This is a genomic window from Streptacidiphilus sp. MAP12-20 (assembly GCF_041262525.1).
Lineage (GTDB): Bacteria > Actinomycetota > Actinomycetes > Streptomycetales > Streptomycetaceae > Streptacidiphilus.
In genome coordinates this window covers 344,003-356,777 of record NZ_JBGCCK010000002.1, presented here as the reverse complement: position 1 = coordinate 356,777, position 12,775 = coordinate 344,003, and the positions used below count along the sequence as shown (strand labels likewise).

Genomic DNA, 12,775 nt, shown 5'->3' with positions numbered 1-12,775 from the left:
ATCCAGCACATACGGCACGTACCGTCCCGGGAGTAGCTTCGCCATGATCGCCGCCAATGACATCGAACTGCGCGCGGGCGCGCGCATCCTGATCGAGTCGGCGACCTTCCGCCTCGCTGCGGGTGACCGGATCGGTCTGGTCGGCCGCAACGGCGCCGGCAAGACGACGCTGACCAAGGTGCTCGCGGGCGAGGCCCAGCCCGCCGGCGGCACGATCACCCGCAGCGGCGAGATCGGCTACCTCCCGCAGGACCCGCGTACCGGCGACCTCGACGTGCTGGCCAGGGACCGGGTGCTCTCCGCCCGCGGTCTGGACGAGGTGCTGCGCAAGATGCGCCTCAACGAGGAGAAGATGGCCAGCGGCAAGGGGGCGACCCGCGAGCAGGCCATGAAGAAGTACTCCAACCTGGAGACCACCTTCCTGACCAAGGGCGGCTACGCCGCCGAGGCGGAGGCCGCGACGATCGCCGCCAGCCTCGGCCTGCCGGACCGGGTCCTCGGCCAGCCGTTGCACACCCTCTCCGGCGGTCAGCGCCGCCGCGTCGAGCTCGCGCGCATCCTCTTCTCCGACTCGGACACGCTGCTGCTGGACGAGCCGACCAACCACCTCGACGCCGACTCGATCCTGTGGCTGCGGGACTACCTGAAGACGTACAAGGGCGGCTTCATCGTCATCTCGCACGACATCAACCTGGTCGACGAGGTCGTCAACAAGGTCTTCTACCTGGACGCCAACCGCACCACCATCGACGTCTACAACATGGGCTGGAAGCTCTATCTCCAGCAGCGTGAGGCCGACGAGAAGCGGCGCAAGCGCGAGCGGGCCAACGCCGAGAAGAAGGCCTCGCAGCTCAACGCCCAGGCAGACAAGATGCGCGCCAAGGCGACCAAGACCGTCGCCGCGCAGAACATGGCCCGCCGCGCCGAGAAGCTGCTCTCCGGCCTGGAGGCGGTCCGCCAGGACGACCGCGTCGCCAAGCTGCGCTTCCCCGAGCCGGCCCCCTGCGGCAAGACCCCGCTGACGGCGGAGGGGCTGTCCAAGTCCTACGGCTCGCTGGAGATCTTCACCGACGTCGACCTGGCCATCGACAAGGGCTCGCGCGTCGTCGTGCTGGGCCTCAACGGCGCGGGGAAGACCACGCTGCTGCGGATGCTCGCGGGCGTCGAGGCCCCGGACACCGGCGAGGTCGTCCCCGGCCACGGCCTGAAGATCGGCTACTACGCCCAGGAGCACGAGACCCTGGATCCGGACCGGACGATCCTGGAGAACATGCGCTCGGCGGCGCCGGACATGGATCTGGTCGCGATCCGTAAGATCCTCGGCTCCTTCCTCTTCTCCGGCGACGACGTGGAGAAGCCCGCAGGCGTCCTCTCCGGCGGCGAGAAGACCCGGCTGGCGCTGGCCACCCTGGTCGTCTCCAGCGCGAACGTGCTGCTGCTGGACGAGCCGACCAACAACCTCGACCCGGCCAGCCGCGAGGAGATCCTCGGCGCGCTGCGCTCCTTCGCGGGCGCGGTGGTCCTGGTCACCCACGACGAGGGCGCGGTCACGGCGCTCCAGCCGGAGCGGATCATTCTGCTCCCGGACGGCGTCGAGGACCTGTGGAACGAGGGATACGCAGATCTCGTGACCCTCGCGTGAAATATCAGTAGCAAAACGCCTCGTCGGAACTGTTGGACTAGGCGGGGGATCATGCATCTGGACCAGAAGAGTTCATATCGCAGCTCGCTTCATCCTGCCCTCCCGAGCGCGTGGATTCTCTGGATTCGGGATTCCTGGGCATTGCTCAATTACCGCTGCTGATCAGCATTTTCGCGAGGACGGCGGCCTGGAGCCGGGGGCGTGCGGTCAGGTAGTGCACGCTCCCCGAGTGCGCGGCAACACCACTTCACCCCGGGATTCCCGGTATCGACCTTGTCGAATGGGTGGCCATGAAGCCCCCCATGGGTGATCATGGGATTCCGACAGAGCACTGCTACGAGGAGGCACGGGTGGCCGAGACTCTGAAAAAGGGCAGCCGGGTGACTGGTGCCGCACGGGAGAAGCTCGCAACCGAGCTCAAGAAGAAGTACGACTCCGGTGCGAGTATCCGCGCGCTGGCAGAGGAGACGGGCCGTTCCTACGGCTTCGTTCACCGCATGCTCAGCGAGTCCGGAGTTTCCCTGCGCGGCCGTGGCGGAGCCACGCGCGGAAAGGCCAAGGCCGCCGCTGCGTCCAGTTCCTGACGCGACACCTGCTCTTGGCGAAACGGCGGTCCGGGTAACCTCCCCCCGACCGTCGTTCGTCACGTCTGGGCACACGTGGGCCACTGTGGTTACTCTTCGGTAGCTAAGTTCTGCGACCGCCGGAGGAACCTGTGACTGACCATGCTGCTGACACCGCTGCCGACTGGGCCGAGGCCGGGGTCAGCCTGGAGGTGGCGGGCGAGCTCGCCACGGTGACGCTCTGCCGTCCCGAGCGGCGCAACGCTCAGTCGCCCGCGATGTGGCGCGCCCTCGCGGCGATCGGACGCGAGCTGCCGGGATCCGTCCGGGTCGTGCTGCTGCGCGCCGACGGCGTCTCCTTCTCCGCCGGGCTCAACCGGCAGGCCTTCACCCTGGAGGGCATCCCCGGCGAGCGCTCCTTCGTCGACCTGGCCAAGAGCGAGGACGCCGACGAGGTCATCGCCGAGTACCAGGAGGGCTTCCTCTGGTGGCGCCGCCCGGACCTGGTCAGCATCGCCGCCGTCCAGGGCCACGCCGTGGGCGCCGGATTCCAGCTGGCGCTCGCCTGCGACCTGCGCGTCGTCGCCGAGGACGTCCAGTTCGCGATGAAGGAGACCGCGCTCGGCCTGGTCCCCGACCTGACCGGCACCAAGCCCCTGGTCGACCTGGTCGGCCCGGCCCGCGCGCTGGAGATCTGCGGCACCGGCCGCTGGGTCGGCGCGGAGGAGTCCGCCCGGCTCGGACTCGCCAACCTCGTCGTCCCGGCCACGGAGCTGGACGCGGCCGCGTCCGACCTCGCCGCCGCGCTGCTGGCCGCGCCGCGGGACGCGCTGATCGAGACGAAGGCCCTGCTGCAGGGTGCGGGCGCCCGCACGCTGGAGCAGCAGCGCGCGGCGGAGCGCGCGGCGCAGCTGCGCCGCCTGCGGGACCTGGCCGGCGTGGGGGAGTAGTTGGGCAATCGGCCCGGTTGCACTATCCAGGGGCGCGAGGAACTGCGCGAGAAACCACCCTGTGCGGATGGCCCTGCACGTTCGGGGACTCACCACCACGGGTGGCTTGTCGCGCAGTTCCTCGCGCCCCTAACGGGCTTACAGCCCGTGGAGCGCGCCGCCGTCCACGGGGAGCATCACGCCCGTCAGGTACGACGCCGCAGGCGACAGCATGAACGCAGCGACCCTGCCGAACTCCTCCGCGCTGCCGTAGCGGCGCAGCGGGATCGACGCCTCCGCCGTCGCCCGTGCCGCAGCGGGGTCCGCAGCAAGTGAATCCAAGTGCTGGACGCGTTCCGTCTCGATTCGGGCCGGCAGCAGGCCGAAGACGCGGATGCCCTCCGGGCCCAGCTCGTTGGCCAGGGTTTTCGCCGCCATCGCCAGGCCCGGTCGGAGGCCGTTCGACACCGCCAGGCCGGGGATCGGTTCGCGCGCCGAGCCCGACAGCACGAAGCCGATCGCGCCGCCGTCGCCCAGCACGTCCGCCGCCGCCCGGGCGATCCGCAGCGCGCCCAGGAACACCGACTCGAACGCCTCCCGCCACGCCGACTCCGGCGTGCCCAGCGCGGTGCCCGCCGCCGGGCCGCCGACGCTGATCAGGACCCCGTCGAGGCGGCCGAAGCGTTCCAGCGCCGCGCCGACCAGGCGCTCCGCCGTGTCGGGCGCGGCGTTGTCGGCGACGACGCCCTCCGCGAGCTCGGGGCCGCCGAGCGCGTCGACGGCCTCCGCCACCGAGTCCTTCGCGCGGCCGGTGATCACGACGCGGGCGCCGTCGGCGACCAGCTCCCTCGCGGAGGCGAAGCCCAGGCCGCGGGTCGCGGCGGTGACGATGTAGACGCGACCGCCCAGTCCCAGATCCATCAGTGCAGCCTCAGCCTTCCGCAAGTGCGAGCAGGAACGCGGTGTTGACCAGGGCGACGTGAGTGAACGCCTGGGGCGTGTTGCCGAGTTGACGACAGCTCACCGGGTCCCACTCCTCCGAGATCAGGCCCACGTCGTTGGCCAGCCCGGAGACCCGGTCGAACAGCTCCCGCGCCTCCGTCACGCGTCCGATGGCGATCAGCGCGTCGGCCAGCCAGTACGAGCAGGCGAGGAACGCGCCCTCCGAGCCGGCCAGGCCGTCGACCGAGTCGGCGAGGTCCGACGCCTCAGGCGTCGAGTAGCGGCGGACGAAGCCGCCGTGGTCCAGCTCGCGCTGGACCGCCTCGACGGTGGCGACGACCCGCGGGTCCTCCGGGCGCAGGAAACCGGTCTTCACGGCGAAGAGCGCCGACGCGTCCAGCTCGCTACCGCCGTAGTACTGGGTGATCACGCCTCTCGCCGGGTCGACGCCGCGGGCGCAGATGTCGGAGTGGACCAGGTCGCGCAGCTCGCGCCAGCGCTCGACGGGGGCGGGCAGGCCGGTCTCCTCGGCGAGCTTGACCGCGCGGTCGAAGGCGACCCAGCACATGATCTTCGAATGGACGAAGTGGCGGCGCGGGCCGCGCACCTCCCAAAGGCCCTCGTCCGGGTCGGACCAGTGCTCCTCCAGGAATTCGAGGAACTTCCGCAGCAGACCCCAGACGTGGCGCTCTATCCGGATGCCGTGCTGGTGGGCGAGGTAGAGCGTGTCGACGACCTCGCCGTAGACGTCGAGCTGGAGCTGGTCGACGGCGGCGTTGCCGAAGCGGACCGGGCGGGAGCCCTCGTAGCCGGGCAGCCAGTCGGCGATCGTCTCCGGCAGCCGGCGCTCGCCGCCGACCGCGTACATGGTCTGCAGGTCGGCCGGGTCGCCCGCGATCGCGCGGAGCAGCCAGCCGTGCCAGGCTTCCGCCTCGGCGCGGTAGCCGGCGTTGAGCAGCGCCGAGAGCGTCATGGTCGAGTCGCGCAGCCAGCAGAAGCGGTAGTCCCAGTTGCGCGCGCCGCCGACCTGCTCGGGCAGGCCCGCCGTCGCAGCGGCGACGATGCCGCCGGTCGGCTCGTAGGTGAGCGCCTTGAGTGTGATCAGCGAGCGGCGCACAGCGTCCCGGTCCCGTTCGGCGATGCCCGTCGAGCAGTAGGCGGCCCAGGACTCCCAGTCGGCCAGGGTGGTCTTGAGCGCGGCCTCCGCGTCCTGTCGTGGCGGCTGTTTGTGGTGCGAGGGGACCCAGCTCAGCACGAACGGCACCCGTTGACCGGCGTGGACGGTGAACTCCGACACGGTCGCGAAGTCCTGGCCGTAGGTGTTCACGCCCTCGCCGCAGCGCAGCCAGACCGCGTCCGGGCCGGCGACGGCGACGCGGTGGTGGTCCGTGCGGCGCATCCACGGGATGATCCGTGCGTAGTCGAAGCGCAGCCGCAGCACGCCGGTCATCTTCACGTGGCCGCTGACGCCCACGACGATCCGCATCACATCGGGGGTGCGGTCCCGCTGGGGCATGAAGTCGATCACGCGGACGGTGCCGGTGGGCGTGGTCCACTCGGTCTGCAGCACCAGGCTGTCGCCGATGTAGGAGCGGCTCGGGGCCAGGCCGTCCGAGGCCGGGGCCAGCCGCCAGTGGCCGTGCTCGTCGCCGCCGAGCAGCGCGGCGAAGCAGCTGGCCGAGTCGAAGCGGGGCAGGCAGAGCCAGTCGATCGAACCGTCCTTGCCGACCAGCGCGGCGGTCTGCAGGTCTCCGATGAGGGCGTAGTCCTCGATGCGTCCGGGCATGGGCCCATCCTGCCCGGACAGTCGAGCGAAATCAGGCCTTTCGGGTCTGCTTCACTTCGCGTCGGAACAGGAACCACCAGGCCACCGGAATCAGCAGGGCGAAGAGCCACCACTGCACGGCGTAGGGGAGGTGCACGCCCTTGCCGACCACGGCCATGCCGCCGGAGGTGTTGCTGGTCGGATCCGGCACCAGCTCGGCCTGGGCGGAGGAGGGCAGTGCCGGGGCGGACTTGGTCAGCTCCAGGTAGCCGGCCAGTACCGGCTGGGCGAGCCGTTTGGCCTGTTCCTGACTGTTGATCAGCATGAACTGCCGGTCCGGCATGCCCCCCGGGTTGCGGATGCCGGTCAGCGCGGTCGTCTCGTCGGGCCGCAGCCGACCGGTGACGGTGATCTCACCGGTGGGGGTCGACGGGACGGTGGGGAACTCTGCGCCGCTGGTGTTGCCCGGGGCGATCCAGCCGCGGTTGACCAGCACCGCCTTGCCGTCGTCCGTGATCAGCGGGGTGACCAGGTAGAACCCGATGGTCTGGCCGGAGGCGTCGGTCCGGTGCCGGACCACGAACTCGTGTGCGGTGTCGAAGTGGCCGCCGGCGGTCACCGTCCGGTACATCTCGGCGGCCGGAATCGTCGCGCCCGGCTGCGAGAGCGTCTCCATCGCCACGGCCGGGGCTGTGGTGTTGGCGGTGATGACGGCGTCGCTGCTGTTGGTCTGCTGGTACCGGTGGTACTGCCAGGAGCCCAGCCAGACCATCGCCGGGATCAGGGCGAGGAAGACCAGGGTGAGCACCAGCCAGCGCCGGGTGAGCAGAATGCGGAACACCCCATGACGGTACCCCGCGCCTCAGTCCTCCCCGCGCGGGGGTGCCACCCGCTGCAGCAACTGCAGGAACGCGGCCTCGTCGACGACCGGCGTGCCGACCTCGCGGGCCCTGCGCGCCTTGGACGACCAGCCGGCCGGATCGTTCGTGACGAGCAGGCTGGTCCGGCTGCTCACTGAGCTCGCCACATGCAGGCCGGCCTCGGTGAGCCGGTCCTCCAGCACCTCGCGCTCGGTGGCCGTGTCGCCGGTGATCGCCACTCGCATGCCCTGGACCAGCGGTCCGTCCGGCTCCCAGCGGCCCGGGTTCGGGTACGGGCAGGCGGGCCGCCGCTTGGCGGGGCGGTAGCCGCCCCACGCCCCGGCGCGCCGGGTGGTCTGGGAGGGGATCGCGTTGCCGTCGTGACCGGGGCTGCCGAGGTCGCTTATCGGGACGCAGGTGACCAGCGGCAGCCGCAGGCCCGCCTCGGCGGCCAGGTGCAGGCTGGGGCGGAAGATCTCCGCGAGCACGCGGGCGTCGTCGAGGGCGTGGTGCGCCTGGCGCGTCTCGACGCCGAAGTGCGACGCGAGCGTGCCGAGCTTGTGGTTCGAGAGCGGCAGGCCCAGATCGCGGGAGAGCACGATGGTGCACAGCCGCTGCTCGATCGGGGCGCGCCCCTCCATCCGGGCGTACTCGCGGGAGATCATCGACCAGTCGAAGAGCGCGTTGTGCGCGACCAGCACCCGGCCGTCCAGACGGCGGGTCAGCTCCGCGGCGATCTCGGGAAAGGTGGGCGAACCCTCCAGCAGGTCGCTGGTGAGCCCGTGGATCCAGACCGGACCGGGATCGCGCTCGGGATTGACGGTGGTGTACCAGTGGTCCTGTACCGCGCCGCGCGGGTCCAGCTGGTAGACGCCGACGGAGATCACCCGGTCGGTCCGCCCGAGCCCGGTGGTCTCCACGTCCACGACGGCCCAGCCCGCGTCCGGGTACTCGAGCGGCCAGGTGCGGCTGTTGTTCGGTTCGGCACTGCGGTTCGGTTCGGCGCTGCGGTTCGGATCAGCGGTGTCAGTCCCAGGAAGCACGGTGGACCACAATACGGTGAGAGGCTGACAGTGCCTTACCGCGATAGGCGCCCGACACCGATGGGCGTCTGACAGAGAGAGACATCCATGCGCGCCACAGTGATCCACGGTCCGAACGACATCCGCGTCGAGGAGGTCCCCGATCCGGTCGTGCGCAAGTCCACGGACGCGGTGGTGCGGACGGTGCTGGCGTGCATCTGCGGCAGCGACCTGTGGGCCTACCGGGGCGTGGCGGCGCGACAGCCGGGGCAGCGGATCGGGCACGAGTTCCTGGGCGTCGTCGAGGCGGTCGGCGCTGACGTCCGCGACGTGAAGCCGGGCGACCTGGTGGTCGCGCCCTTCGTCTGGTCCGACGGCGTCTGCGAGTACTGCGTCGAGGGCCTGCAGACTTCCTGCCCGCACGGCGGCTTCTGGGGCGAGCCGGGCTCGGACGGCGGCCAGGGCGAGGCGGTCCGCGTCCCGTTCGCCGACGGCACGCTGGTGAAGTTGCCGGCTGACGCGGCGTCGGACCCGCATCTGCTGACCGCGCTGCTCGCCCTCTCCGACGTCATGTCCACCGGTCACCACGCCGCCGTCGCGGCGGGCGTCCGCCCCGGCGCGACGGTCGCCGTGGTCGGCGACGGCGCGGTCGGCCTCTGCGGCGTCCTCGCCGCGAAGCGGCTCGGCGCGGACCGGATCATCGCCCTCGGCCGCCATGAGGCGCGGACCGCCATCGCCCGGACCTTCGGCGCGACGGACGTGGTGGCGGAGCGGGGCGACGAGGCGGTGGCGGCGGTACGCGAACTGACCGGCGGCCTGGGCGCGCACGCGGTCCTGGAGGCGGTGGGCACGGAGCAGTCGATGCGCACGGCGCTGAGCGTCGCCCGCGACGGCGGCGCGGTCGGCTACGTCGGCGTCCCGCACGGCGGCAGCGCGGGGGTGGACATCGGCCAGATGTTCAACCGCAACGTCGCTCTCCGCGGCGGGGTGGCCCCGGCACGGGCGTACATTCCCGAACTGCTGGCGGACGTGCTGTCCGGCGCGATCGACCCCTCACCTGTCTTCGACGCGGAGGTCGGTCTGGACGGAGTACCTGACGGCTACAAGGCCATGGACGAGCGCACGGCCCTGAAGGTCAAGATCAAGTTCTAGGGGAAGTTGCAACTCTCAAGGGGCGCGAGGCTCAGCTCGATGAACTGCGTGCGCGAGCAACCACCCTGAGCGGATGGCCCTGCACGTTCAGGGACTCACCACACACGGTGGCTTGTCGCGCAGTTCCTCGCGCCCCTGGGTGGCTGCAACGGGCCCTCCGTCGTGACCTGTCGCGCCCACGCGCCGGAGGCGCAAAACAGCAGAGCCTCGCGCCCCCCGGCAGTGCAACGGGCCCTCCGTCGTGAGCTGTCGCGCCCACGCGGCTGAGCCGCACATGGCAGAGCCTCGCGCCCCTGACGTCTACCGGAACGCGTCCTGTCCGGTGAGGACCTTGCCGATGACCAACTGGTGCATCTCCACCGTGCCTTCATAGGTCAGCACAGACTCCAGGTTGTTCGCGTGCCGCATGATCGGGTACTCGAAGGAGATCCCGTTCGCGCCCAGGATCGTCCGCGACGTCCGCGCGATCTCGATCGCCTCGCGGACGTTGTTCAGCTTGCCGTAGCTGACCTGCTCCGGACGCAGCGTCCCAGCGTCCATGCGGTTGCCCAGGTGCCAGGCCAGCAGCAGGCCCTTGTTGAGTTCCAGCGACATGTCCGCCAGCTTCGCCTGGGTCAGCTGGAATCCACCGATCGGGCGGCCGAACTGCTCGCGGGTGATGCTGTACTCCCGCGCCGTCTCGAGGCACGAGCGCGCAGCGCCCAGCGCGCCCCAGACGATGCCGTAGCGGGCCTGGTTCAGGCAGGAGAGCGGGCCCTTCAGGCCGCGGACCTCGGGGAAGACCGCGTCGGCGGGCAGGCGCACGTCCTCCAGGACGAGCTCGCTCGTCACCGAGGCCCGCAGCGAACCCTTGTGCTTGATCTCCGGCGCCGAGAAGCCCGGCGTGTCCGTCGGGACGGCGAAGCCCCGGATGCCCTCGTCCGTCTGCGCCCAGACCACGGCGACGCCCGCCACCGAGCCGTTGGTGATCCACATCTTCCGGCCGTTCAGGACCCAGTCCGCGCCGTCGCGCTTCGCCGCGGTCCGCATCGAGGCCGGGTCGGAGCCGTGGTCCGGCTCGGTCAGGCCGAAGCAGCCGATGATCTCGCCCTCCGCCATGCCGGGCAGCCACTGCTGCTTCTGCTCCTCCGAGCCCCAGCGGTGGATCGCGTACATCGCCAGCGAGCCCTGGACCGAGACCAGCGAGCGCAGGCCCGAGTCGGCCGCCTCCAGCTCCAGGCAGGCCAGGCCGTACTGCACGGCGGACGCGCCCGCGCAGCCGTAACCCTCCAGGTGCATGCCGAGCGCGCCGATCTGGCCGAGCTCGCGGGCCAGCTCGCGGACGGTCGGCAGCTCGCCCGCCTCGTACCAGTCGGCGATGTGCGGCAGGACGCGGTCCGTGCACCAGTCGCGGACGGTGTCGCGGACGGCGAGGTCCTCCGGGCTCAGCAGGTCGTCGAAGCCGAGAGGGTCGCGGGGGTCGAGTGCGGGGCTCATGCTGAATCCTCATCAGTGCTGGGGAGGTGGGTGGACCTGGGCTGGGACAGCCAGGCGCGCACGGCGTCATTGTGCTCGCCCAGCCGGGGCGGCGCGACGGGTGGGCGGACCGGCGTGGCGGTGAGCGTGAGCGGACTGCGGACCTGGGGGACGCGGGCCTCGCCGACGTCCGCGACGGGGTCGAGCCCGAGTTCGGCGGCGAGCGCGAACGCGCCGGCCAGGTCGTTGACCGGGCCGCAGGGGACCCCGGCCTCGGTCAGCAGCGGCTGCCACTCGCCGGCGCCGCGGCTGTCGAGCGCGGTCTCCAGCGCGGCGACCAGCGCGGGCCGGTTGCCGACGCGGGCGGCGTTCGTGGCGAAGCGCGGGTCGTCCGCGAGGGCGGGGACGCCGAGCGCCTTGGTCAGCGCGCGGAACTGGCCGTCGTTGCCGCAGGCCACGGCGAGCAGTTCGGTTCCCTCCGGGCCGCAGTGCAGCGTCTCGTAGGGGGCGATGCTGGGGTGCTGGTTGCCCATCCGTCCGGGCGCGCGGCCGGTGGCGAGGTAGCCGGAGGCCTGGTTGGCGAGCGAGCCGAGCAGGCTCGAGAAGAGGTTCACCTCGACGTGCTGGCCCTGGCCGGCGCGGTCCCGGTGCCGCAGCGCCGCGAGGATCGCAGCGACGGCGTCCTTCGCGGTGAGGACGTCGACCAGCGCGACGCCGACCTTGTGCGGTTCGCCGTCCGGCTCGCCAGTGATGCTCATCAGGCCGCCCATGGCCTGCACGACGAAGTCGTAGCCGGGCAGCGGGCTGCCGGTGCCGAAACCGGTGATCGAGCAGTAGACCAGTCCGGGGTTCGCGGCGAGGGCGGCAGCCTGGTCCAGGCCGTAGCGGGCGAGGGAGCCGGGCTTGAAGTTCTCGATCAGGATGTCGGCGCGGGCGGCGAGCTCCCGCGCCAGCGCGGCGTCGTCCGGTGTGCCGAGATCGAGGGTGACGCCCTGCTTGGAACGGTTGGCGGCGTCGAAGTAGGCGGCGGTCCCGTCGACGAAAGGGGGACCCCAGGCGCGGGTGTCGTCCCCGGCCCCTGGCCGCTCGACCTTGACCACGGTCGCGCCGAGGTCGGCGAGCGTCGCTGCCGCGAGCGGGCCGGCCAGCACGCGGCTGAAGTCGGCCACGAGCACGCCGTCCAGGGGAGCCGGGCTTGGTGTGGGTGGCATGCCAGCCATGCTTGCAAGATCCAAACAATCCGAGGAAGTGGCCCCTGTGGTGAGATCGCCCACCTGGACACGCCTCCTTGTCCATGGCGTCGAGGTTCACGGCGTCAAGGTTCAGGGCGTTGGAGTTCATGCTGTCGCGAGCGCGTCGGGGGATTGTCGGCGGGGGGCACTAGGCTGGAGTGACAGCTTGGGGAAAGGCGGGGCACGTGGCGACGGCGGAGAACGGTTTGCTCGACACCTTCGGGCGGCGAGCCGTGGATCTGCGCGTCTCGCTGACCGACCGGTGCAATCTGCGCTGCACCTACTGCATGCCCGAGGAGGGCTTGCAGTGGCTGGGCAAGGACACGCTGCTCAGCGACGAGGAGATCGTGCGGCTGGTGCGCATCGCCGTCAACGACCTCGGGGTGCGCGAGGTGCGCTTCACCGGCGGTGAGCCGCTGCTGCGGCCCGGCGTCGTCGGCATCGTCGCCGCCTGCGCGCAGCTCACGCCACGTCCCGAGCTGTCGCTGACGACGAACGGCATCGGCCTGGCCCGTACGGCAGCCGCCCTGAGCGAGGCCGGTCTGGACCGGGTCAACGTCTCCGTCGACACGCTCGACCCGGAGACCTTCCACACCCTCACCCGCCGCAACCGCCTCGACGACGTCCAGGCGGGCCTTGCCGCCGCGGACGCGGCGGGGCTGCGGCCGGTCAAGCTCAACGCGGTGCTGATGCGCGGCGTCAACGACCACGAGGCGGCGGATCTGCTGGAGTGGTCGCTGGAGCGCGGCTACGAGCTGCGCTTCATCGAGCAGATGCCGCTCGACGCCCAGCACGGCTGGGACCGGTCCTCGATGATCACCGCCGAGGAGATCCTCGAGCGGCTCTCCGCCCGCTTCACGCTGACCCCTGAGCCGGACGCCAGGCGCGGCGCGGCCCCGGCCGAGCGCTGGCTGGTCGACGGCGGTCCGGCCAAGGTCGGCGTGATCGCCAGCGTGACCCGCCCGTTCTGCCGCGCCTGCGACCGCACCCGGCTCACCGCCGACGGTCAGGTGCGCAACTGCCTCTTCGCGACGGGCGAGACGGATCTGCGCGGCGCCCTGCGCGGCGGCGGCTCGGACGCGGAGATCGCCGAGCTGTGGCGCAAGGCGATGTGGGGCAAGAAGGCCGGCGCCGGCGTCGACGCCCCGGCCGGGATCGACGCGCCGACGTTCCACCAGCCGGACCGGCCGATGTCGGCGATCGGCGGGTAGGT

General features: G+C 71.4%; 11 protein-coding genes. 5 read left to right on the top strand and 6 right to left on the bottom strand.

Annotated features, from left to right (window positions below):
• The first annotated feature begins 43 nt into the window (after nt 1-43).
• The 3 genes from ABIA32_RS03860 to ABIA32_RS03850 all read left to right on the top strand — a co-directional run bounded on the left by ABIA32_RS03860 (nt 44) and on the right by ABIA32_RS03850 (nt 3,155).
• The gene (locus ABIA32_RS03860; RefSeq protein ID WP_370092347.1) at nt 44-1,642 is read left to right on the top strand and encodes an ABC-F family ATP-binding cassette domain-containing protein; all 1,599 of its coding nucleotides are present in this window, start codon (nt 44-46) and stop codon (nt 1,640-1,642) included.
• Nucleotides 1,643-1,992: 350 nt separating this feature from the next.
• Complete coding sequence (locus tag ABIA32_RS03855; RefSeq protein WP_370092346.1) at nt 1,993-2,226, top strand: helix-turn-helix domain-containing protein; 234 nt, start codon at nt 1,993-1,995, stop codon at nt 2,224-2,226.
• 131 nt (nt 2,227-2,357) lie between these two features.
• Nucleotides 2,358-3,155 carry an enoyl-CoA hydratase/isomerase family protein gene (locus ABIA32_RS03850; RefSeq protein WP_370092345.1) on the top strand — a complete coding sequence of 266 codons (798 nt, stop codon included), beginning with the start codon at nt 2,358-2,360 and terminating at the stop codon, nt 3,153-3,155.
• Nucleotides 3,156-3,293: 138 nt separating this feature from the next.
• Here the strand turns inward: ABIA32_RS03850 and ABIA32_RS03845 are convergent, their stop codons facing one another.
• From ABIA32_RS03845 to ABIA32_RS03830, 4 genes are read right to left on the bottom strand one after another with little or no spacing between them, the layout of a single operon-like run.
• Nucleotides 3,294-4,055, bottom strand: a complete 762-nt coding sequence (locus ABIA32_RS03845; RefSeq protein ID WP_370092344.1) for an SDR family oxidoreductase — start codon at nt 4,053-4,055, stop codon at nt 3,294-3,296.
• A gap of 10 nt (nt 4,056-4,065) precedes the next feature.
• Entirely contained in the window at nt 4,066-5,862 is a 1,797-nt protein-coding gene (locus tag ABIA32_RS03840) for a glycoside hydrolase family 15 protein (RefSeq protein WP_370092343.1), read from the bottom strand.
• A gap of 31 nt (nt 5,863-5,893) precedes the next feature.
• Complete coding sequence (locus ABIA32_RS03835; protein ID WP_370092341.1) at nt 5,894-6,682, bottom strand: SURF1 family protein; 789 nt, start codon at nt 6,680-6,682, stop codon at nt 5,894-5,896.
• Nucleotides 6,683-6,703: 21 nt separating this feature from the next.
• A complete protein-coding gene (locus tag ABIA32_RS03830; protein WP_370092340.1) occupies nt 6,704-7,744 on the bottom strand; it encodes a DEDDh family exonuclease in 1,041 nt (346 codons plus the stop codon).
• An 87-nt stretch (nt 7,745-7,831) separates the two neighbouring features.
• On the opposite strand from ABIA32_RS03830, the gene ABIA32_RS03825 reads away from it, so the two are divergent.
• Nucleotides 7,832-8,875, top strand: a complete 1,044-nt coding sequence (locus ABIA32_RS03825; RefSeq protein ID WP_370092339.1) for a zinc-dependent alcohol dehydrogenase family protein — start codon at nt 7,832-7,834, stop codon at nt 8,873-8,875.
• Between the two features lie 300 nt (nt 8,876-9,175).
• Here ABIA32_RS03825 and ABIA32_RS03820 read toward each other — a convergent pair whose 3' ends face one another.
• Nucleotides 9,176-10,351 (bottom strand): acyl-CoA dehydrogenase family protein, encoded by a 1,176-nt coding sequence (locus ABIA32_RS03820; protein ID WP_370092338.1) that lies wholly within the window; start codon nt 10,349-10,351, stop codon nt 9,176-9,178.
• Nucleotides 10,348-11,541: a CaiB/BaiF CoA transferase family protein gene (locus tag ABIA32_RS03815; RefSeq protein ID WP_370092337.1), complete on the bottom strand. Its 1,194-nt coding sequence runs from the start codon at nt 11,539-11,541 to the stop codon at nt 10,348-10,350. The genes ABIA32_RS03820 and ABIA32_RS03815 overlap by 4 nt, the downstream gene beginning before the upstream one ends.
• A 206-nt stretch (nt 11,542-11,747) precedes the next feature.
• On the opposite strand from ABIA32_RS03815, the gene moaA reads away from it, so the two are divergent.
• Nucleotides 11,748-12,773: a GTP 3',8-cyclase MoaA gene (moaA, locus tag ABIA32_RS03810; protein ID WP_370092336.1), complete on the top strand. Its 1,026-nt coding sequence runs from the start codon at nt 11,748-11,750 to the stop codon at nt 12,771-12,773.
• Nucleotides 12,774-12,775: the final 2 nt, after the last annotated feature.

What these genes read in the sequence shown, in the direction of transcription:
- ABIA32_RS03845 (WP_370092344.1), bottom strand. Translation starts at nt 4,055, where the DNA reads ATGGATCTGGGACTGGGCGGTCGCGTCTACATCGTCACCGCCGCGACC.
- ABIA32_RS03840 (WP_370092343.1), bottom strand. Translation starts at nt 5,862, where the DNA reads ATGCCCGGACGCATCGAGGACTACGCCCTCATCGGAGACCTGCAGACC.
- ABIA32_RS03815 (WP_370092337.1), bottom strand. Translation starts at nt 11,541, where the DNA reads ATGCCACCCACACCAAGCCCGGCTCCCCTGGACGGCGTGCTCGTGGCC.
- ABIA32_RS03820 (WP_370092338.1), bottom strand. Translation starts at nt 10,351, where the DNA reads ATGAGCCCCGCACTCGACCCCCGCGACCCTCTCGGCTTCGACGACCTG.
- ABIA32_RS03825 (WP_370092339.1), top strand. Translation starts at nt 7,832, where the DNA reads ATGCGCGCCACAGTGATCCACGGTCCGAACGACATCCGCGTCGAGGAG.
- ABIA32_RS03860 (WP_370092347.1), top strand. Translation starts at nt 44, where the DNA reads ATGATCGCCGCCAATGACATCGAACTGCGCGCGGGCGCGCGCATCCTG.